18 protein-coding genes and 1 pseudogene are annotated in these 19,788 nt (G+C 63.5%); 5 read left to right on the plus strand and 14 right to left on the minus strand.

The genetic code is table 11. From position 1 onward, the window contains the following. The coding region (locus PARACOCCUSGL_RS20865) for a multicopper oxidase domain-containing protein (protein ID WP_040602300.1) at positions 1-250 on the plus strand (250 nt) is incomplete at its 5' end. 142 nt (positions 251-392) lie between these two features. Here the strand turns inward: PARACOCCUSGL_RS20865 and PARACOCCUSGL_RS0117515 are convergent. The 9 genes from PARACOCCUSGL_RS0117515 to PARACOCCUSGL_RS0117555 all read right to left on the minus strand — a co-directional run bounded on the left by PARACOCCUSGL_RS0117515 (position 393) and on the right by PARACOCCUSGL_RS0117555 (position 11,119). Next, the gene (locus PARACOCCUSGL_RS0117515) at positions 393-1,907 is read right to left on the minus strand and encodes an aldehyde dehydrogenase (NADP(+)) (protein WP_010399495.1); all 1,515 of its coding nucleotides are present in this window, start codon (positions 1,905-1,907) and stop codon (positions 393-395) included. Between the two features lie 28 nt (positions 1,908-1,935). Next, a complete protein-coding gene (locus PARACOCCUSGL_RS0117520) occupies positions 1,936-2,937 on the minus strand; it encodes an ABC transporter permease (protein ID WP_010399496.1) in 1,002 nt (333 codons plus the stop codon). Between the two features lie 26 nt (positions 2,938-2,963). Continuing rightward, positions 2,964-4,475 carry a sugar ABC transporter ATP-binding protein gene (locus tag PARACOCCUSGL_RS0117525; protein ID WP_010399498.1) on the minus strand — a complete coding sequence of 504 codons (1,512 nt, stop codon included), beginning with the start codon at positions 4,473-4,475 and terminating at the stop codon, positions 2,964-2,966. 67 nt (positions 4,476-4,542) lie between these two features. Then, positions 4,543-5,625, minus strand: coding sequence for a sugar ABC transporter substrate-binding protein (locus PARACOCCUSGL_RS0117530; RefSeq protein ID WP_010399500.1), 1,083 nt, complete (start codon positions 5,623-5,625; stop codon positions 4,543-4,545). Between the two features lie 207 nt (positions 5,626-5,832). Continuing rightward, on the minus strand, positions 5,833-6,540 hold the full coding sequence (gene rpiA / locus PARACOCCUSGL_RS0117535; protein WP_010399501.1) for a ribose 5-phosphate isomerase A: 708 nt from the start codon (positions 6,538-6,540) through the stop codon (positions 5,833-5,835). Positions 6,541-6,585: 45 nt separating this feature from the next. Then, positions 6,586-7,425: a MurR/RpiR family transcriptional regulator gene (locus PARACOCCUSGL_RS0117540; RefSeq protein WP_010399503.1), complete on the minus strand. Its 840-nt coding sequence runs from the start codon at positions 7,423-7,425 to the stop codon at positions 6,586-6,588. A 16-nt stretch (positions 7,426-7,441) separates the two neighbouring features. Further along, a complete protein-coding gene (locus PARACOCCUSGL_RS0117545) occupies positions 7,442-8,113 on the minus strand; it encodes an HAD family hydrolase (protein ID WP_010399504.1) in 672 nt (223 codons plus the stop codon). An 18-nt stretch (positions 8,114-8,131) separates the two neighbouring features. Then, complete coding sequence (xylB, locus tag PARACOCCUSGL_RS0117550; RefSeq protein WP_010399507.1) at positions 8,132-9,634, minus strand: xylulokinase; 1,503 nt, start codon at positions 9,632-9,634, stop codon at positions 8,132-8,134. Positions 9,635-9,637: 3 nt separating this feature from the next. Then, positions 9,638-11,119: an aldehyde dehydrogenase gene (locus tag PARACOCCUSGL_RS0117555; RefSeq protein WP_138918384.1), complete on the minus strand. Its 1,482-nt coding sequence runs from the start codon at positions 11,117-11,119 to the stop codon at positions 9,638-9,640. Between the two features lie 236 nt (positions 11,120-11,355). On the opposite strand from PARACOCCUSGL_RS0117555, the gene PARACOCCUSGL_RS0117560 reads away from it, so the two are divergent. The 4 genes from PARACOCCUSGL_RS0117560 (at position 11,356) to PARACOCCUSGL_RS0117575 (ending at position 15,588) form a co-directional block, all read left to right on the plus strand. Continuing rightward, positions 11,356-12,498, plus strand: a complete 1,143-nt coding sequence (locus PARACOCCUSGL_RS0117560) for a fumarylacetoacetate hydrolase family protein (protein ID WP_010399511.1) — start codon at positions 11,356-11,358, stop codon at positions 12,496-12,498. Then, a complete protein-coding gene (locus PARACOCCUSGL_RS0117565) occupies positions 12,495-13,460 on the plus strand; it encodes a C-terminal binding protein (RefSeq protein WP_010399513.1) in 966 nt (321 codons plus the stop codon). Before PARACOCCUSGL_RS0117560 ends, PARACOCCUSGL_RS0117565 begins: the two co-directional genes overlap by 4 nt. A 10-nt stretch (positions 13,461-13,470) precedes the next feature. After that, positions 13,471-14,232 carry an SDR family NAD(P)-dependent oxidoreductase gene (locus PARACOCCUSGL_RS0117570; RefSeq protein WP_010399515.1) on the plus strand — a complete coding sequence of 254 codons (762 nt, stop codon included), beginning with the start codon at positions 13,471-13,473 and terminating at the stop codon, positions 14,230-14,232. Positions 14,233-14,307: 75 nt separating this feature from the next. Further along, on the plus strand, positions 14,308-15,588 hold the full coding sequence (locus PARACOCCUSGL_RS0117575; RefSeq protein WP_010399518.1) for an NAD(P)/FAD-dependent oxidoreductase: 1,281 nt from the start codon (positions 14,308-14,310) through the stop codon (positions 15,586-15,588). Between the two features lie 145 nt (positions 15,589-15,733). Here the strand turns inward: PARACOCCUSGL_RS0117575 and PARACOCCUSGL_RS20870 are convergent. The 5 genes and pseudogenes from PARACOCCUSGL_RS20870 to PARACOCCUSGL_RS0117600 all read right to left on the minus strand — a co-directional run. Continuing rightward, a pseudogene (locus PARACOCCUSGL_RS20870) lies at positions 15,734-16,000 on the minus strand (electron transfer flavoprotein subunit beta/FixA family protein); the annotation flags it as partial. After that, positions 15,997-17,814, minus strand: coding sequence for an oxepin-CoA hydrolase, alternative type (locus PARACOCCUSGL_RS22485; protein WP_010399522.1), 1,818 nt, complete (start codon positions 17,812-17,814; stop codon positions 15,997-15,999). The gene PARACOCCUSGL_RS22485 and the pseudogene PARACOCCUSGL_RS20870, both read right to left, overlap by 4 nt. Next, on the minus strand, positions 17,811-18,248 hold the full coding sequence (locus PARACOCCUSGL_RS0117590; RefSeq protein WP_010399526.1) for a PaaI family thioesterase: 438 nt from the start codon (positions 18,246-18,248) through the stop codon (positions 17,811-17,813). The genes PARACOCCUSGL_RS22485 and PARACOCCUSGL_RS0117590 overlap by 4 nt, the downstream gene beginning before the upstream one ends. After that, the gene (locus PARACOCCUSGL_RS0117595) at positions 18,248-19,342 is read right to left on the minus strand and encodes an acyl-CoA dehydrogenase family protein (RefSeq protein ID WP_010399528.1); all 1,095 of its coding nucleotides are present in this window, start codon (positions 19,340-19,342) and stop codon (positions 18,248-18,250) included. Before PARACOCCUSGL_RS0117595 ends, PARACOCCUSGL_RS0117590 begins: the two co-directional genes overlap by 1 nt. 4 nt (positions 19,343-19,346) lie before the next feature. Beyond that, positions 19,347-19,788 (minus strand): acyl-CoA dehydrogenase family protein (locus tag PARACOCCUSGL_RS0117600; protein WP_010399529.1); only part of this gene is annotated, 442 nt, incomplete at its 5' end.

Genomic DNA, 19,788 nt, shown 5'->3' on the forward strand with positions numbered 1-19,788 from the left:
CGGGTCACGTCTCGACGGAAATCAACAGATGATGGGCCATCCGATGCATTTGCACGGCCATGTGTTCCAGGTCGTCGGACTGAACGGCCGCGCGGTCAGAGGCGCGTTGCGCGATACCGTCTATGTGCCGCCGATGTCGATGGTCGATGTGGCCCTGGATGCGGGTGAGGCCGCGCGATGGATGCTGCATTGTCACCATATGCCGCATCTTGAAACCGGCATGATGACCGAATTCGCGGTCAGTGCATAAGGTCCGCTTTCAGCGCCCGCCGACGCGTTGCAGGTTCAGGCCTGCAACGCAAAGACCCGCCCCATAACGGGTGGCAAAGCTACTGAACGGCCCGTATTGATCGCCATGGGCGAGCACGAACACGCCCGCCCTAATCCTGTCATCAGCCAAGATCGGCAGGCAGCAGTTCCGCGGGAAGGTTCTGATAGCAGACCGGACGCAGGAACCGGCGAATTGCCATGGTGCCGACCGAGGTCGCCCCGAAGTTCGTCGAGGCTGGATAGGGGCCGCCATGGACCATGGCGTCGCAGACCTCGACCCCGGTTGGATAACCGTTGATCAGGATCCGCCCTGCCTTACGCTCCAGCACCGGCATCAGCCGCGCGGCAACCTGCGCGTCACCAGCATCCATATGCAAGGTGGCGGTCAGCTGCCCGGCAAGACCAAGCGCCAGCTCTTGCATCGTCCCGATCGAAGGGACCCGTACGACAAGGCCAAGCGGACCAAAGACCTCTTCTGCCAGAGAGTGATCGGACAGGAAGGCCGAGGCCGGAACTTCGTAAAGGTTCGGCCCGGCATCCCGGCCCGTGCTGTTGGTGACATGGACAGGACGCACCGGATTGCCGGCATCAAGCCGCGCCTTGCCAGCCCGATAGGCATCGGCCATGGCAGCGGTCAGCATGGTCTGCGGGGCGACAGCTGCCAGCGCCTCGGCTGTCGCAGCGACAAGCGCATCGCCCGCGGCACCTTCGGGGACGATGGCAATGCCGGGTTTCGTGCAAAGCTGGCCCGCGCTGCCCGTCATGGACACAGCCCAACCCTGCCCGATCTGTGCACCGCGCGCCTTTAGCGCTTCGGGCAGGATGAACATCGGATTGACCGAGCCAAGCTCGCCAAAGAAGGGGATCGGCTCGGGCCGCGCGGCGCAAAGGTCAAACAGCGCCCTGCCCCCGCCGAGGCTGCCGGTAAAGCCCACCCCCCTGATCAGCGGATGCTGGACCAGCGCCGAGCCGACCTTGCGGTCGCCGCCCTGCACTAGCGAAAAGACCCCGGGATGAACGCCGCAGCCCTGAATGGCGGCGTGGATCGCCTCGGCCACGATCTCGCTGGTGCCGGGATGGGCCGAATGGCCCTTGACCACCACCGGGCAGCCCGCCGCCAAAGCCGAGGCCGTGTCACCCCCGGCAACCGAAAAGGCGAGCGGAAAGTTCGAGGCACCAAAAACCGCAACCGGCCCGATCGGACGCTGGATCAGACGCAGATCCGGGCGCGGCAAAGGCTGGCGATCCGGCAGGGCCGGATCATGCCTGCGGTCCAGATACTCCCCCTCCAGGATGGTCCTGGCAAAAAGCCGCAACTGTCCGGTCGTGCGGCCGCGCTCTGCGTTCAGGCGCGCCTCGGGCAGGCCGGTTTCACGGGTGCCGATCCCGGTAATCTCGGGACCGCGGGCCTCGATCTCATCGGCGATGGCGTTCAGGAAGGCGGCACGTTCTTCGCGCGTGCTGTAGCCATAGGCCCAAAAGGCCTTTTCGGCGGCCTGCGCGGCGCGGTCAATCAGCTCGATCGTGCCCACCGAGAAATGGTCGGCCTGCCCCCATGCGGGCTCATTGCGGAATGTCTCATCCGTGGCGATCCATTCGCCGGCGATCAGATGCCTGCCATGCGGAGTGAACGTCATTTCTTGCCTTTCCTGGAGTTTTGGCGGGTCAGCCGAAATAGCGAACCCGGATGGCGTCGATGGCCACGGCGATAAAGATCATCACACCGCCGATCATGCCGACATAGAACGAGGGAACGTTGATGATCGCCAGCCCGACCTGAATGACCGTCAACAGCAGCACGCCGCCCAGCACGCCCCGCACATTGCCGCGACCGCCAAAGACGCTGACCCCGCCGATGATCGGGGCGGCGATGGCATAAAGCAGATAGCTCGACCCCTGGTTCGACGTGATCGCCATCTGCCATGAGGCAAGCAGGAACCCCGCAAGCGCCGCCAGAAAACCCGAGATGGTATAGGTGATGACCTTGATGCGGTCGACGCGGATCCCGGCCGAGTTCGAGGCGACGGGATTGCCGCCCACCGCATAGATCGAGCGCCCCAGCACAGTGCGTTGCAGCACCACGCCCATCACCGCAAGCGCAAGCAGGAACACCACCGGCATGATCGGCCAACCGCCAATGGTCGCCTGCCCGATCCAGACATAGCCGTCCGCAAGATTGGTCAGCGTCTTGCCCTGCGTCAGCGCCAGCAACGCGCCTTGCAGGATGATCATCATCGACAGGGTTTCGATCAGCGAAACCATCTTGAGCCGGGTGATACAAAAGCCGTTGAAAAACCCGATAAAGGTACCCACGGCCAGCCCTGCCAGCATGGCGATGAACCACGGCAGCCCCAGATCCGAATAGGCAAGTGCCCCAACAGCCGCCGAAAAACCGGCATTGGCGGGGATCGACAGGTCAATCTCGGCCACCAGCAACGGCAGGGCAACCGCCAGACCCAGCATGCCCAGCACCGTCGCCTGGACCATCACGTTTTGCAGGTTGAAGACGGTCAGGAAATAGTCGTTGAACGCGCCAAAGATCGCCACCAGCGCGATCAGCCAGATCCAGACGACATTGTGCAGCACCCAGCCCAGCACTGCGTGACCACTGGCCTTGTCCTTTGCCATGCCGACGCCTGGCGCGGCATTGACCGTTGCGTTGCTCATAGCCGGTTCTCCTTTCGGGGGGCGCGTCATGCCTGCACCGAGGCGCGCAGACGCTCGACAGAGATTTCATCTCCGCTCAGGGTTTCCTTGATGCTGCCATGGTCAAAGACGCAGACCCGGTCGGTGGCGCGCACCAGCTCATCAGTGTCGGTCGAAACGATGATCACCGACACTCCGGTATCGCTAAGCTCGTCGATGATGCGCAGCACATCCTGCTTGACGCCGACGTCGATCCCGCGCGTCGGCTCATCAACGATCAGCAGGCGCGGGTTCGTTGCCAGCACCCGCCCAAGGCACACTTTCTGCTGATTGCCGCCGCTAAGCGTATCGACCGCATATTCCGGCCCCGGAGCCTTGACGCCCATCGCGCCGAAATAGCGCGCGACAACCCCGGCCTCGGCCTTGTGGTCGATAAAGCCCATCCGCGAACGTGCATTCAGCGATGACAGCGCGATATTGTCGCCAATCGACATTTGCCCGACGGCCCCGTCCTTGCGCCGGTCGTCGGAAAGATAGGCGATGCCCGCGTCGAAAGCGGCGCGCGGGTTGCCCGGCAAGGCAGTTTCATGCCCGTCAAGCCAGATCAAGCCGGATGCCGGATGCAGCCCAAAGATCGCGCGCGCCAGCTCTTTGGCGCCTGCGCCGGGCAGGCCGGTAAAGCCCAGAACCTCACCCGGCGCGATATCCAGCGCCTCGACTGACAGGTTCTTGCCAGCCACCTTGCGCAACCTGACGGCAGGTGCCTTGCCCGAATGATCGCGGCGGTGGCGCTGAAACAGCTCAAGCCCGCGTCCAAGCACCAGCTCTGTCAGCTGTTCAGAGCTTAGCGCGGCGACATCCTCGGATCCGCCAGCCAGACTGCCGTCGCGCAGCACCGAAACCGCGTCGCAGATTTCCAGGATCTCGTCATTGTAATGCGAGATAAAGATGAAGGTGACGCCCTGAGCCTTGAGCCTGCGCATAAAGTCGAAAAGGGCGCGGCGGTCGGCCACGGTCAGCGCGGCGGTCGGCTCATCCAGGATGATGACCCTGCCGCCCGAAAACATGGCCCGCAGGATGTTCAGCTTGCGACGCGACACCGCATCCAGACGACCGGCGGTGACCGAGCCGTCAATCCCCGACCCGGCCAGCATTCGCGCCGCATCGGCGCGCAGCTTTTTCCAGTCCACGAAACCGCCGCGGTTCGGCCAGATGCCGAGCATCAGGTTCTCCGCCGCGGTCATGTTGTCGATGATCATCGGCTCTTGCGTGACCAGAAAGACGCCGGCCTCTTCCATCGCCTTGACATCGACCCGCTCCAACGGCCGGCCATCCATCAGGATGCGCCCGGATGTCGGGGTGTTCTGGCCCGAGATGATGCCAACAAGTGTCGATTTTCCGGCACCATTCTCGCCCAGAAGGCCATGAATCGTACCGCGGCGGATTTCCAGCGACACACCGCGCAGCGCCCTGACAGCACCATAGGTCTTTGTCACGTCCTCGATCCGCAGGATCGTGTCAGCGGCCATATCCATGCCGCGCGTGTCATGAACTGTCATCGCATCCCTCCCCGGACCTCAAACGGCCGGAGCGCGAACCGCTCCGGCAAGGATCGCAATGCGGCGATCAGGTATAGGGAATGCCCCATTCCTTTTCGGCCACAGCACCCCAGTGACGCGGATCAGCCGCATTATCGCCGTTGATGACAAAGGGCGGGATGATCAGCGTCGGACCGGTCTTGCCCTCGACGATCTCGCCCTTTTCCCAGAAATATTTCTGGTTCTCATAGGCGCCGATCGGCACCGCCTCGCCCTTGAGCGCATGTTTGACGATCATCTCGACAGCGATCTCGCCATAGGCGATCGGGTCTTGCGAGACGCAGGCGTCCATATAGCCTTCCTGAATCCATTTCAGCGCGACCGGCTCACCGTCGATATTGACAAAGATGACATGGCCATCCTCGCCCACCTTCTTCCAGCGGCCCTTTTGCTGCAACGCCGTGGCGATGCCGCGTGCGGGCGAATCCGAAGGCGCGTGGACCGCGTCCAGATCGGGATATTCCGACAGGGTCGACAGCGTCACCGACAGCATCTGTTCAAGCTGACCTTCGGTCGGGCGGTCCAGATACCTGATGTCGGGATATTGCGCAAAGACCGAGTCCATCCCCTCTTTGCGCAGCCGCCACGCCACGGATGCCAAGGCACCATAGCAGTTCAGAACCGTGCCTTTGGGGCTGCCGTGTTTCTTGATCAGCCGGTCCACGATCTCTTGCGCGGCCATGACGCCGCCCTGGAAGTTGTCAAAGCTGACGGTGATCGCGACATCGCCGCCATCGGCGGGCGTGTCGATGATGCCGACCGGGATATTCTGGCGATTATAGCGCCGGATCGCCGAGACGATGGCCTGGCTGTCGATCGGATCCGAGATGATGGCCGAAGGCTTGGACAAAAGCAGGCTCTGCCATTGTTCAAGCTGTCGGGTGTTGTCGAAATTCGCATTGGTGGCCTGAAAATCACCACCGGCCGCAGCGACGGCGCGTTTGACCGCCTCTTCCTGGATCACAAAGAAATAGTAATCGAGGCTCTTGTTCGAATAAGGGATCGACAAGGCGCCCTGCGCGAAAGCGCGCGGCCCCATCAACGCCCCCAATCCCAGCGCCGCACCCCCTGCAAGTACGTTGCGCCGGCTGATTCCGATCTGCCTGGTCATGGCTCCCTCCCCAGAGTTTTCTGGTATGTAGTAATACTAGATATTCTCTGATTCTGTCAAGCAAACCCGCCGATGAGCTTGCTATTTATTAGCAGATAATCCCCACGAACCGACGGGTTTTTCTAGGAAAATTTGCAATCTTCATCTGCCCCGCGCAGGAACTGCCCGCGCGGGTCTGTTTTTGGGCGGCTTTGAAGTTTTACTAGATCAGCGCATCTTTACATAGGACGTACCGTCGAAGCAGCCGACGACCATGCCGACCGCCTCACGGGTAAAAAGCCCGTTCTCGACCACGCCCGGAATGCGGTTCAGTTCGGTTTCCAAAGCTGCAGGATCAGCGATCACCGGGCCGCAATGGCAATCAAGGATAAAGTTGCCGCTGTCTGTCACCACGGGCTGATCATCGCGCATACGCCGTTCAATGCGGACACCCTCGATACCATGCCTGGCGAGGGTGCGCGCCACCATGCGCTGTGTCTGTTTCCAGGCAAACTGCACCACCTCGACGGGCAAAGGAAACTTGCCAAGGCAATCTACGATCTTGGTCTCATCGCACACACAGATCATCTGCTTTGAGGCATGTGCAATGATCTTTTCCCACAACAGACAGGCGCCACCGCCCTTGATCATGTTAAAGCTGCGATCAATTTCGTCCGGGCCATCCACGGTCAGGTCCAGTTCGCCGATATCATTGGGATCAGTGATTTCGATACCCACTTCGCGGGCCACGTCGATGGTCGAACGCGAGGTCGTGGTGCAGGTCAGCTTCAGCCCTTGGGCGACGTGTTTGCCCAGTTCGCGCACAAAGAAATGCGAGGTGGTCCCCGAACCAAGGCCCAGCTTCATCCCGTCATGGATAAAGTCCTGGATCACCCGGCGCCCCGCGAGTTTCTTGGCTTCGTCTTGCTGGCTCATTCCTGTCTCCTCCGGCGCGGACCCTGCCGCACATCTTCATGGTCTTCAGATCTTGTCCGTCTGCCAGCTATCCAGTGCCGGAAGCTGGTCGGGGAACTCGCTGCCGCTGGCGATGGCAATGGCGGTCACCAGCATATTGGTGACCAGATGATGGTTCAGCCGCGAGGCAAGGGGCGTCATCAGCTCGGTCCGGTCATAGGGCAGGACCGCGATGACCGCGTCCGAAACACGGGCAAGCGGGCTGTCTGCGGCCGCGACCGAAACCACGCGGGCACCCCCGGCGCGGGCGGCAATCGCGACCTCGACCATCTGTTTGGTATGGCCGGATTGCGAAAAGATCAGCGCAACCTCACCCGGGCGTGCGCGTTCGGCGTGCATCCATTGCCGTTGCTTGCCCAGCAGCGCCTGACAGCGCATCCCCAGCCGCTGAAACTTGTGTTCGGCGTCCAGAGCGTTCACCTCGGAAATGCCGGTGGCATAGATGCCGGTCCAGCTTGCCGCCTGCAAAAGCCGCGCGCCCTCGCCCACCTGCTCGGGGTCCAGATCCTCGGCCAGCCGCTGTACCGCGTTCAGCGAGTTGCGGCAGGTCTTGCGCACGATATTGGCGACGCTGTCCTGCGGCGTGATCTGCTCATAAGCAAAGGGGGCCGACGGCACGAGGCTTTGCGCAAGGTTCAGCTTGAAGTCCTGATAGCCTTCGAACCCGAACCGGCGGCAAAAGCGCATGATCGTCGGATCGCTGACCGAACACAGTTCCGACAGCCGCGCCATGCTCATATGGATCACCTCTGACGGAGAGGCGCCGACATAATCGGCAACCCGCCGCTCGGCCGGGCGCATTTCGTCGCGTTCGTGCAAAATTCGCTGCAGCAGGCTGACGGTCATCGCTAACTCCTGATCATTATCCCGCCGCAGCGGCCACCCGTTCCTGCTGCAACAGATCCGCCAGACGGGTCAACCTGTGGCTAGCTGCCACCTCGACCCCCGCGCCGCCGCCCCAGGGCACCGCATAGAACGGCACCGCCGCCGCCCGCGCCGTCGCCTGATCGACCGGAGTGTCGCCGACATAGGCCCAGGTTCCGGGTTGCAGCTGCATCGCCTCGGCCACCGCCATCAGATGGCCGGGGTCGGGCTTGCAGGCTGCCACCGCATCCGCACCCACCGCCGCATCAAACAGATCGGCAAGGCCCAGCCGCTCAAGCACCTTACCGGTGATCGCATGGTTTTTGTTCGTGCAGATTCCCAGCCGCAGCCCCGCCGCGCGCAGGGCGGCAAGATCCTCGGGGACGTGATCAAAGAACCGGGTCCGGCCAGCCGGATCGCCCAGATAGGCGCGCAAATAGCCCTGATACGCCCGCTCGACCGCCGCATCGTCATAGAGGATGGCCTGATCGTCCAGAATGTCAGTGATCAGGCGACGTGAGCCGTTGCCGATGAACTGTTCGACATAGCGGGGGTCAAGCCCGGGCCAGCCGTTGTCCTGAAAACCCACGCTCAACGCCGCGGCAATGTCGGGCGCGCTGTCGATCAGCGTTCCGTCCAGGTCGAATATGAACGCGGAATAGGCGGGCATGAAAGCGGGCTCCTGCTGTTACTGGTCGAAAATGGCATCGCCGAGCGCGGCAAACCTGTCGCTCAGCACCGGATAGAGTGAGCGATAGATCTGATGGGCGCGCGCATAGACCACGCTGGCTGCGGGGTCGGGTACGTCGCACGTCAGGTCACGGCATGAGCGCGCGGCGGTCGTCGCATCGGGCCAGACCCCAGCGGCAACCCCCGCGACCAGCGCGGCACCAAAGGCCGCGCCTTCGGCGGCACCCTCGGTCGTCCCCACATCGCAGCCGAACATATCGGCCTGAATCTGACGCCATAACGCCGAGCGCGCACCGCCACCCGAGGCCTTGACCACCCGCCCAGCAATCCCCATCGGCTGCATCAGTGCGTGCATGTCGATAAAGGCATGGACCACGCCTTCCATCAGCGCGCGGGTCATGTCACCCCGCTGATGACGGGCCGTCAGGCCGACAAAGGCACCCCGGGCTAAGGGGTCGGGATGGGGGCAGCGTTCCCCGTTCAGATAAGGCAGAAACAGCAATCCCCTGGCCCCGGCCGGGCTTTCGGCCGCCTCGGCCACAAGCTGATCAAACGAGACGTCAGCGCAAAGCGTATCGCGGAACCAGCCCATCGCGCCCCCCGCATTCAGCGACACGCCCATGCAATGCCACTTGTCAGGTGCGACATTGCAGAAAACCTGCAGCTTGCCATCGGGATTGTCCTGCGGAACATCCAGCGCCGCGGCCAGAATACCGGCCGTGCCAATGGTCGTTTGCAACTCGCCCGGTGCGATCACGCCCGAACCGATGGTCTGAATGACGCTGTCACCGCCGCCGCCCGCGACGGGCACCCCTTCGGGCAGGCCGAACAGCGCCGCGCCCTTGGCAGAGATACGACCAGTAACCTCCTGCGATTCAAAGACCGGAGGCAAAAGCGCGGGGTCGATACCGGCAGTCTCGATCAGCCCCTTGGCCCATTGCCGCCGGCGGACGTCAAAAAGCCCGGTCCCCGAAGCATCCGACACCTCGCTTGCCACCTCACCCGTCAGGCGCAGCCGCAGGTAATCCTTGGGGTTCAGCATCAGGGTCATGCGCGCGAACAGCTCGGGCTCGTGGTTGCGCATCCACAGGATCTTGCCCCCGGTATAACCGACGAGCATCCGGTTATTGGTGGCGGCAAGCAACCCCTCTGACCCGCCGGCGGCCTTGGCCAACGCCTCGCATTCGGCGCTGTTGCGCTGGTCATTCCACAGGATCGCCGGGCGCAGAACCCGATGCCCTGCGTCCAGAGGCGTCAGTCCGTGCATCTGACCCGAAAGGCCGACGCAAAGGATATCGACCCCCGGCGCCTTAACCAACGCCCCGGCGACGGCCTTTCGCGCGCCCTCGATCCACAATTCGGGATCCTGCTCGGTCCAGCCGGGTCGCGGCTGCGCCTGCGGATAGGTCGCAGTATCTGCCGCGATCACCGCACCGTCGGTGCCTATCAGCAGCGCCTTGCAACCCGAGGTGCCGATGTCGATGCCCAGAAGCGCCTGCATGGCTCAGCCCCCGACACCGTGATGCAGCCTGACATGCTTGAAGTTGAAATACTCCAGCAGCCCCTCGCGCCCATGTTCATAGCCGACACCGCTTTGTCTGCGGCCGCCATAGGGGGCATTCATGATACCGGCATCAACATTGTTCAGCGCGACATTGCCATAATCCAGCCCGCCCGACAGGGCATGAATCTCGGTCAGATCGCGGGCATAGGCATAGGCGGCCAGCCCGTAAGGCGTATCATTGGCAAGGGCGATCGCTTCGGCCAGTTCATCATAAGGCGCAACGCCGACCAGAGGGCCAAAGGTCTCTTCGGTCATCACCAGCATCTCATGGGTGCAATCGGCGACCACCGTCGGGCGGAAGAAATGCCCTTTGGTATATTCCGCCCCCTCAGGCGCCCTGCCGCCCGCAACCAGCCGCGCCCCGCGCGCCAATGCATCCTCAAGATGGGCGCGGGTCTTGGCCAACGGCTCGGCCGAGGCCATGGCACCCAGATCAGCCGACGGATATTTCAACCCATCATGCACGCCAAGCGCATCCGCCGCCTGCCCCAGCCCGGCCAGAAACTCTTGGTAAATCGAGCGGTGGACATAGATCCGGTTGATCGCAATGCAGATCTGGCCGCAATTGCGAAAGCTGCGCCGCGCAGCACCCTTGACCGCCGCCGCCACATCCGCGCTGGCGGTCACGATCATCGGACAGTTGCCGCCCAGCTCAAGCGACAGCCGCTTGACCTGCGGGCAGGTCTGCTGAATGTGCAGACCCACCGCGCTGGAGCCGGTGAAGGCAATCTTGTCGACCTGCGGATGTTCGACCAGCGCCTGTCCGACCTGCGACCCCTTGCCCGTCAGCACGTTGACGACGCCTGCGGGAATCCCGGCCTCAAGGCATTTCGCGGCAATCGCCAGCGCGGTAAAGGGCGTCAGTTCGGCCGGCTTGATGACAATCGAGCAACCGGCAGCAAGGCTGGCACAAAGTTTCCACCCCACCAGCTCGGCCGGATAGTTCCACGGCGTGATCGCGCCCACGACGCCGATGGGTTCGCGCACCACCAGACTTTGAAAGCCCGGCTGATCGTTCGGGACAATCTCGCCATGCACGCGGGTCGCCTCTTCGGCGTAGAAATGACAGGCTTCGGCCAGTTTCAGGATCTCGCCCCTGGCCTCATTGACTGGCTTGCCCTGTTCGGCCGTCATGATCTGGGCCATCATCGCGGCATCGGCAGCAATCAGATCGCCCAGCCGGTGCAGCGCCGCGGCGCGGGTCTTGGGCAGCTCTGCCGCCCAGGGACGGAACGCCCGGCGCGCGGCCTGAACGGCAGCCTCGATTTCGGGGGCAGTCGCGGCAGCAATATGGCCGATGACCTCGCAGGTCGCGGGATTTTCGACGGGCAGCCGGTCGCCCGCTCCGCGCTGAAAGGCGCCGTCGATAAAGAGCATGCCGTCCAGCCGGACAATCGCTTCCAAGATTGACTGATCTGTCATGGCTTCGGCCTCCCTCATCGTCATGGCGCCAAAATATAGCATAACTACATTCTGACAAGAGGGATTGTTCCGATAGGTCGAAAAACCATCAGACCCTAGATATTACATTAATATTTCTTACGGAATTTCTCTTATCAACGTGATTTCTGGAAATTTTCGCCTGTGCCTGCGCCATCCCGCTTGACGTAAATCGCGGCATGTATGTAGTTTCACTAGCAACCGAGGAGGTAAGACTCATGCTACCCAATTCCCCCGAAACCGCAAAGCTTGTTGGCCGCATCTGGCGCCCGGGCATCGGCCCATCCGTGGTGATCCTGCGCGCAGGTGCCGTGATCGACGTGACCGAATCGGTCGTCTCCATGGCCGATTTTCTGGACAATGATCCAGCCGCCCGTTTCGATACCCTGACCGGGGAAACCATCGGCACCCCTGATGATCTGGTGCTGGACCCGGCCGAGATGGGCTATCACGGCACCCGGCCATGCCTGCTTGCCCCCTGCGATTTTCAGGCGCTGAAGGCCTGTGGGGTCACCTTTGCCCGCAGCATGGTCGAACGGGTGATCGACGAGCGCACATCGGGCGATCCGGCCCGCGCGGATCAGCTGCGCCAGCGCATCGGCGCACTGATCGGGGACAGCCTGTCAAATATCGAGGCTGGCTCGGCCAAGGCGGCCGAGGTCAAGGCGGCGCTGATCGCCGAGGGGCTATGGTCGCAATACCTTGAGGTCGGGATCGGCCCCGACGCCGAAGTCTTTACCAAATCCCAACCGATGTCGGCGGTCGGCCATGGCGCGCAGGTCGGCGTGAACCGCATCTCGAACTGGAACAACCCCGAACCCGAGGTGGTGCTGGCGGTGGACAGCAGGGGTAACATTCGCGGTGCGACGCTGGGCAATGACGTAAACCTGCGTGATGTCGAGGGCCGCTCGGCCCTGCTGTTAGGCAAGGCCAAGGACAACAACGCCTCCTGCGCCATCGGCCCCTTTATCCGGCTGTTCGACGATGACTTTACGCTTGCAGATATCGAAAAGGCGACGCTGACCATGTCGGTGACCGGCACCGACGGCTTTCACATGTCCGGCCGTTCGAACATGGCCGAAATCAGCCGCAAGCCCGCCGATCTGGTCGCCCAGACGATGAACGCCTCGCATCAATATCCCGACGGGTTCATGCTGTTTTTGGGCACGATGTTCGCGCCGACACAGGACCGGGCCGAAAAGGGTTCGGGCTTTACGCATAAAACCGGCGATGTGGTCGAAATCTCGACCCCGCTGCTCGGCACATTGCGCAATACCGTCGTCCATTCCGACGAGGCCGCACCTTGGACCTTTGGCACCCGCGCCCTGATGCGTAACCTGGCCGGACGGGGGCTGCTGTGAGCGACGCCACTCTGAAACTGGTCGTCACCGATCAGGCATTTGGCAATACCCGGCATGAGCAGGCTGCCGCCAGGGCTGCCGGCGCGACATTCGCCGAGTTTGCGTGCCGCAGCGAGGACGAAACGCTGGACGCCGTAAGGGGCGCAAATGCCGTGCTGAATAACTTTGCCCCGATGACCCGCAAGGTCATGGCCGCGATGGCGCCGGGCGCGGTCGTGGTGCGCTATGGGGTCGGCGTCGATAATGTCGATCTTGCCGCGGCGCGCGATCTGGGTGTGCGGGTCTGCAACGTTCCCGATTACGGGGTCGATGAGGTCGCCGACCATGCCGCCGCGATGACGCTGGCATTGGCCCGCAAGCTTGGCCGCTATGACAGCGGCATCCGCGCCGGAGAGTGGAAGATTGACCGGATGGTGGACGGCCTGCGCTCGCTGCGCGACACCACGGTCGGCCTGATCGGGCTGGGTCGGATCGCGCGGGCCTATGCGGCGCGGATGGCTGTTTTTGGTTGCCGTATCACCGGCTTTGACCCTTTCGTCCCCGAGGATCAGATCCGCGCGGCGGGCATCACCCCCCTGTCCCGCGATGAGGTGATCGGCACGGCCAATATCCTGTCGCTGCACGTCCCCCTGACGCCCGAGACCCGCCACCTGATCAATGCCGCCGCCATTGCACGGATGCCGAAAGGGGCGATCCTGATCAACTGCTCGCGCGGGGGGCTGGTGGACGAGGATGCGTTGGCCACAGCGTTGGTTTCTGGGCAACTGTCGGGCGCCGGTCTGGACGTCTTTGAAAAAGAGCCGCTGCCGCAGGACTCGCCCCTGCGCAAGGCGCCGGATGTGATCATGTCGCCCCATGCTGCCTTTTACTCCGACGCCTCGGTCGATGCGCTGCAAAGACTGGCATCCGAAGAGGCCTTGCGTGGACTTCGCGGTGAACCGCTGCGCTGCGCGCTGACCTGAGGGGGATCGAATGGACTACAGGACAAGACAGGATCTGACCGGCAGGCTGGCGCTGGTTACCGGCGCAGGTCAGGGCATCGGCGCCGCTATTGCCGAGGCGCTGGCCGGGACCGGGGCCGAAGTAATCTGCACCGACATCCAGCGCGACCGGGCCGAGGCGACCGCCAGCGATCTGACGGCCAAAGGCTTCGCCGCCCGGGCCAAGGCGCTGGACGTGACAGATAGCGCCGCAATCGAAACGCTGGCAAAGAGCCTGCCGCCACTGGATATTTTGGTCTGCAACGCCGGGATCGTTTCGAACACTCCGGCCGAGGAAATGACCGATGCAGAATGGGACAAGGTCATCGCCGTCAACCTGACCGGGGTGTTTCGCACCTGCCGCGGCTTTGGACGGCGGATGATTGAGGCCGGGCGCGGGTCGATCATCAATATCGGCTCGATGTCGGCCCAGATCGTCAACGTGCCACAACCGCAATGCCATTATAATGCGTCCAAAGCCGGAGTGCATCACCTGACGAAATCGCTGGCGGTCGAATGGGCCGCGCGGGGTGTGCGCGTCAATGCCGTTGCCCCGACCTATATCGAAACGCCGCTGCTGCACGGGCTGGAAGGCCAGCCGGGGCTGGTCTCTCGCTGGCTTGAGATGACACCCGCCGGACGGATGGGGCAACCACATGAGATCGCCTCGGTGGTGCAGTTTCTTGCGTCGGACGCATCAAGCCTGCTCACCGGTGCGATTATCAATGCGGATGCAGGCTATACTTGCATTTGACGGCCGCGCGACCCAGGATCACCGGACACCGTCAGGTTCTGACGGCCCACTTTCCGCGAACAAGGGAAAACAGGGATGAGTCACAGGGTCGTCGTCATCGGCGCGGGCTTTGCCGGGCTGCAAGTCGTGCTTGGCCTGAAGGGCGCGGATTGCGCCATCACCCTGATCGACCAGCGCAACCATCACCTGTTCCAGCCGCTGCTCTATCAGGTGGCGACGACGCTGCTGGCCACTTCCGACATCGCCTGGCCGATCCGCGCGCTGATGCGCGAGCGAAAGGACGTCACCACGCTGCTGGCGACGGTGGAAGGCATCGACCGAGCCGCACGCGAAGTCGTCCTGAGGAATGGCGAGCGCGTGCCCTATGACACGCTGGTCATCGCCACCGGCGCCCGCCACGCCTATTTCGGCAAGGACCAGTGGGAAGCCGATGCGCCGGGCCTAAAGACGCTGGAGGATGCGACCACGATCCGCCGCCGCCTGCTGCTGGCCTTCGAACGCGCCGAACTGGCCGAGAACGAGGAACAGCGGCAAGCGCTGCTGACCTTTGCCGTCATCGGCGCCGGACCGACCGGGGTCGAACTGGTCGGCATCATCGCCGAACTGGCGCATCGCATCCTGCCGCGGGAATTCCGCCGCATCGACACCCGGCAATCACGCATCCTGCTGCTCGAGGCCGGGCCGCGCGTCCTGCCCGCCTTCAGCGACAAGCTCTCGGATTATGCGAAGCGCGCGCTGGAGCGGCACGGCGTCGAGGTAATGACCGGCGCCCCGGTCACCGAATGCTCGGATGGCGGGATCGTGCTGGACGGGCGCTTCATCTCGGCCCGCACGGTGATCTGGGCGGCGGGGGTCCAGGCCTCGCGCGCCAAGGACTGGCTGGGGGCCGAGGCGGACCGCGCCGGCCGCGTCGTGGTGACGCCCGAACTAACCCTGCCCGGCGATCCGGCGATCTTCGTCCTGGGCGACACGGCGCATGTCGAGTCAGGCGGCCAGTCCGTGCCAGGCGTGGCGCCCGCCGCCAAACAACAGGGCAAGCATGCGGCCCGGACCATCCGTGCAAGGCTTGCGGGCAGGCAAGGGCCGGGGCCGTTCCGCTATCGCGACATGGGCAACCTCGCGACCATCGGGCGCAATGCGGCGGTGATCGAGTTCGGGCGCTTCAGGATGACCGGCTGGTTTGCTTGGTGGATCTGGGGAATCGCCCATATCTATTTCCTGATCGGCACCCGCTCGCGGCTGTTTGTCGCGCTGAGCTGGCTGTGGGTTTTCCTGTCCGGGCAGAACTCCGCCCGGCTCATCACCCAGAAGGAAACGCTCAAGGAAGCCGCGGACGAGGCGCACCGGGATCTATAAAAATTGGCCGTGCCGCTCAGGGCGCAACCCTAGCGTGTCTTCGATAGCTATCGCCCCCCGTGAGAGAGCCGATTTAAGCCAGCCGTCATTCGGGCATTCATGCCCGGATCGCCGCCCAGGCCATGTCGGCAATCACCCGTCGTGCGGCTGCAGCCACCAGGATCGCACGGTCCGCGCCCATCGCAAGCGCCGTCCGCAGCGTCTCGGCTGCCTGCTTCACACCGATCGAAACCGCGATCACCTCAGAGGCCTTCCCGGACTCCTTCAGGCGGATCGCCTCCTCAACCGCAATCTCGTCGAACGGGTTCATCGACATCCTGACGTTCGCAAGATCAACACCAGTGCCGTCAGACCTAACACGAGCCTTAACGTTGCAGTCAATCACACGCTTCAATGGCACGAGAACCTTCATCGGCCGCTCCCCTTTGGGTTCAGGCTCGCGACACGGTCCAGCGCCGCAAGCAGTTCCAGCCGCATCTGCGCGACAATATCTGCCAAAGGCTCGGTTCTGTGGACCGCGCCAAGGCTTTGCCCGACCGAAAGGACGCCCCGGCTGACATCGCCGGTTTCATAGGCGCGGCGGCCGATGATGCCGCTGATCAGCGGCATGAGATCGTCGATGGTCGCATCGGGTCGGGTGGTCTCAAGCTCATGCAGTTCGCGCATGGTATCATTGGCAAGCGCCCGCACCGTATTGCGGATCGTATGCATACCCAGCGCAGTGTCATTTTCGGTCGCGCGGATCAGCGCCTGTTTATAGGCGTCATGGGCCCAGATCTCATCCGCGACCAGAAACCTTGTGCCGACCACAGCGCCGGCACCGCCCATGGCAAGGATCGCCGCCACCTGTGCGCCGGTACCAACCCCGCCGCCGATCAGCCAGGGGATGTCGAGCCGCGCCCCGGCAAGCCCGGCATTGACAAAACTGCCGATAAGGTCCAGCCCGGGGTGACCGCCGCATTCCGCACCAACGATGGTAACCGCATCGACCCCGATTTCCTGCGCCTTGACAGCATGGCGCAGGCTGGCAACCTTGTGCAGCACCCTGATGCCCGCCGCGCGGGTAATCGGCAGATAGGCTGCGGGGCTGCGGCCCGAGGTTTCGATAAAGCGCACCCCCTCTTCGGCGACGAGGCGAAAGACCCCGGCCGTGCGGTCACTGTCAACCAGCTTGGGCAGCATCGAGATATTGACGCCAAACGGCAGATCCCCGGCCAGTTCCCGACAGCGGCGGATTTCATCACGCAGCGCCTGCGGATCGGGAAAGCTGGCTGCGGTGATAAAACCGATGATCCCGGCCTGCGCCGCCGCCGCGACATATTCGGCATTCGCAAGCCACATCAGCCCACCCGCAACAATGGGCAGGCGGGTGCCGAACAGGCGCGTGACGGGGGTATCAAATTCAGGCAGCGGCGCAGAGGGATAAGAAGGCTCCGTCGGAAAAACCGGAAGGCGACGTTCACGGAATGCGCTGATGCCCTCGGCCGCCTCTGGACTGCCAAGTGCATGGGCCATCGCGGCCTTTTCAGCCTCAAGCTGATCGTCAAAGCCCTGATCAGAGGCACCGTCGAGCAGCGCGAGAATGGCCGATTGCGCCCCCCTTGCCCCCTGCGCCAGCTCCGAGGCCAGCCCCAGCGCCGCCTGCAAAGCCTGACCCGCAGGGACGAGACGGTTGATGACGCCCAGCTCGGCCAGTCGCCGCGCCGGAAAGCGCCCGCCCAAAAGCGCAAGTTCAGCCGCAGCCTGCGGCGGCAGAGCGCGCAAAAGCGAGGCCGTGCCGCCGCCATCCGGCACCAGCCCGGCCTTGACATAGGCCATCGACATATAGCTGTCTTCGGCGGCGACGATCAGATCGGCAGCCAGCGCGATCGAGGCCCCCGCCCCGGCCGCACCGCCCTCGATCGCCGCAATCACCGGCTTGGGGCAGCTGCGAATGCGCCGCACCAGCCGGTGCAACAGCTCGATCCGCGCCGCCCTTTCCGCAGGTGGCAGGGCCGCGCGCGTGGCCAGCTGGTTCAGGTCACCGCCGGCGCAGAAAAATCCCCCCGCACCCTGCAGGACGATATTGGCAATCCCGGCATCGGCCAGCGCCAGATCCAGACCAGCATTCAGCCCGTCATAGATCGCGGGGCCAAGAACATTGCGCTTTTCCGGCACATTCAGGGTCAGCACCAGGGTCGCGCCATGGCAGGCAGAAAGCACCGGCTGGTGGGCGGCTGAATTCATCTGCGCCTCATCATGCGAAAGATGGCAGAGCCGGTCGCCAGCAGACGGCCGGTTTCATCGCGCAACTCGGCCTCAAGGAATTTCAGGCTGCGTCCACCGCCGGTCACGCGCCCCGTCGCAGAGACGCGCTGCCCCGCTGTGGCACCGGCGATGAAATTCACCGACAGCGTAACAGTCACGGCCGAGACATCCATATCCCCGGTCGCCTCGCGCAGCGCCACGCCGCAGCCATTGTCGAGCAGCATCGACACAAAGCCGCCGTGCAGCACCCCCAGCCGGTTCAGATGCTGAGGCCCGACCTCAAGCGAGCACGAGCCCCCCTCGCCCCCCGGCGCGGCCACGACCGAGCGATAGCCCACCAGTTCGCTTGCGCCAGAGGCATCCACGGGCAGAAATTGCCCCTCGGCAGGGGGTCCGATCTGGGGATCGGCCATCACGCGGCCTCAGCGATAGGCTGCAGACGGATCATGCGCAGGGCGTGATCGTTACGATCCCCCAGCTGATGGTCGATCATCACCAGACGTTTGGCATAATGAGAGCCGGGATATTCCCAGGTCATGCCGATACCGCCATGCAGCTGGATCGCCTCTTCTGCGATTTTGCTGCCCATCCGGCCGATCAGGTTCTTGGCCATCGAGACGGTCCGCGCCTGCGCGGGCGTGCCATAGGCCGCGACCGCCGCAATGGTGATCGAACGGCATTGCTCGCGTTCGACGACCATATCGACAATCCGATGCTGAAGCGCCTGAAAGCTTGCCAGACTGCGGCCAAACTGTTTGCGCTGCCTGAGATAGTCGATGGTGATGTCGATCAGATGCGACATCGCGCCGACCGCCTCGGCGCAAAGCGCGATACGGCCAAGGTCCAGCGCATCCTCGATCAGCCCGCCACAGTCGGGCGACAGACATTCAGCCCGCAACCCATCCAGAACGATATCGGCAATGCCGCCGCCGTCGATCATCGGCGCCGCAATCAGATCAGGCTGATTAACCAGGAACAGGCCAAGCGTGCTGCCGTCCGCCCCTGTGATACGAGCAGCGACCAGAACCAGATCGGCACCGGGCGCACCATAGACGGCGGATTTGCGCCCGCTTAGACGCCAGCCATCGCCCTCGGGCCGGGCCGAGGCGTCAAGGCAGAACAGATCGCATGCTGCCTGCGGTTCAAAAGCCGCCAGCGCCGCGCGGCTTTCGCCGCTGATCACCCGCCCGACCAGATCGGACCGGCCAAGCGCCGCAAGCAGGCGCAGACCAAGCAGCGTCCCCAGCATCGGCTCGGCGCACAAGCCCTGACCCAGCTCTTCAAAGATCACGGCAACGTCGTCGGCGGTACCGCCAAAGCCGCCCTGCTCCTCGGACACAAAGGCCCCGATCACGCCCAGTTCGGCAAGGCCTGACCAGACCTCGGGTGCATGAAAGGGTGCGGTAAAGGCTGCGCGGTTTCGCGTCTCGATATCGTAATTCGCGGCCAGAAAGCGGCGCAGTGAACCGGATAGAAGCTGATGGTCCTCGGACAGATTGAAATCCATCGGATCACTCCCTGAACAGTTCTTTGGCAACGATGTTGCGCTGGATTTCGTTGGAACCGCCAAAAATCGACAGCTTGCGGTGGTTGAAATAAACCGGCGCGGCCCGGGCTGCCTCGACAGGCACGGTCAGTTCGTTTTCGGACAACTCATCCGCTATCGGCGCCGCCTGCGCGCCCAAAGCCGAACGATAAAGGTCCTGCAGCGCCTGCCGGACCTGCGTGCCCTTGAGTTTGAGCAGAGAGCTTTCGATCCCGCCCGCAGCCCCGTCCCGGGCATTGGCAAGCATCCGCAGATTGGTGATGCGCAGGGCCTCAAGCTCTGCCTCGATCTCGGCCGCGCGCGCGGCATAAAGCGGGTTTTCAGACAGGCGCTGCCCATCGCGGATAATCTCGCGCGCCAACCGCCGGAAACGCTCAAGGTTGTTGATTTCCGTCGAGACGTGACCC

Source organism: Paracoccus sp. TRP (genome assembly GCF_000185925.1).
Lineage (GTDB): Bacteria > Pseudomonadota > Alphaproteobacteria > Rhodobacterales > Rhodobacteraceae > Paracoccus > Paracoccus kondratievae.

What these genes read in the sequence shown, in the direction of transcription:
- PARACOCCUSGL_RS0117555 (WP_138918384.1), bottom strand. Translation starts at nt 11,119, where the DNA reads ATGACAGATCAGTCAATCTTGGAAGCGATTGTCCGGCTGGACGGCATG.
- PARACOCCUSGL_RS0117540 (WP_010399503.1), bottom strand. Translation starts at nt 7,425, where the DNA reads ATGACCGTCAGCCTGCTGCAGCGAATTTTGCACGAACGCGACGAAATG.
- PARACOCCUSGL_RS0117560 (WP_010399511.1), top strand. Translation starts at nt 11,356, where the DNA reads ATGCTACCCAATTCCCCCGAAACCGCAAAGCTTGTTGGCCGCATCTGG.
- xylB (WP_010399507.1), bottom strand. Translation starts at nt 9,634, where the DNA reads ATGCAGGCGCTTCTGGGCATCGACATCGGCACCTCGGGTTGCAAGGCG.
- PARACOCCUSGL_RS0117525 (WP_010399498.1), bottom strand. Translation starts at nt 4,475, where the DNA reads ATGACAGTTCATGACACGCGCGGCATGGATATGGCCGCTGACACGATC.
- PARACOCCUSGL_RS0117530 (WP_010399500.1), bottom strand. Translation starts at nt 5,625, where the DNA reads ATGACCAGGCAGATCGGAATCAGCCGGCGCAACGTACTTGCAGGGGGT.
- PARACOCCUSGL_RS0117590 (WP_010399526.1), bottom strand. Translation starts at nt 18,248, where the DNA reads ATGGCCGATCCCCAGATCGGACCCCCTGCCGAGGGGCAATTTCTGCCC.
- PARACOCCUSGL_RS0117595 (WP_010399528.1), bottom strand. Translation starts at nt 19,342, where the DNA reads ATGGATTTCAATCTGTCCGAGGACCATCAGCTTCTATCCGGTTCACTG.
- PARACOCCUSGL_RS0117575 (WP_010399518.1), top strand. Translation starts at nt 14,308, where the DNA reads ATGAGTCACAGGGTCGTCGTCATCGGCGCGGGCTTTGCCGGGCTGCAA.
- PARACOCCUSGL_RS0117520 (WP_010399496.1), bottom strand. Translation starts at nt 2,937, where the DNA reads ATGAGCAACGCAACGGTCAATGCCGCGCCAGGCGTCGGCATGGCAAAG.
- rpiA (WP_010399501.1), bottom strand. Translation starts at nt 6,540, where the DNA reads ATGAGCCAGCAAGACGAAGCCAAGAAACTCGCGGGGCGCCGGGTGATC.
- PARACOCCUSGL_RS0117515 (WP_010399495.1), bottom strand. Translation starts at nt 1,907, where the DNA reads ATGACGTTCACTCCGCATGGCAGGCATCTGATCGCCGGCGAATGGATC.
- PARACOCCUSGL_RS0117545 (WP_010399504.1), bottom strand. Translation starts at nt 8,113, where the DNA reads ATGCCCGCCTATTCCGCGTTCATATTCGACCTGGACGGAACGCTGATC.
- PARACOCCUSGL_RS22485 (WP_010399522.1), bottom strand. Translation starts at nt 17,814, where the DNA reads ATGAATTCAGCCGCCCACCAGCCGGTGCTTTCTGCCTGCCATGGCGCG.
- PARACOCCUSGL_RS0117570 (WP_010399515.1), top strand. Translation starts at nt 13,471, where the DNA reads ATGGACTACAGGACAAGACAGGATCTGACCGGCAGGCTGGCGCTGGTT.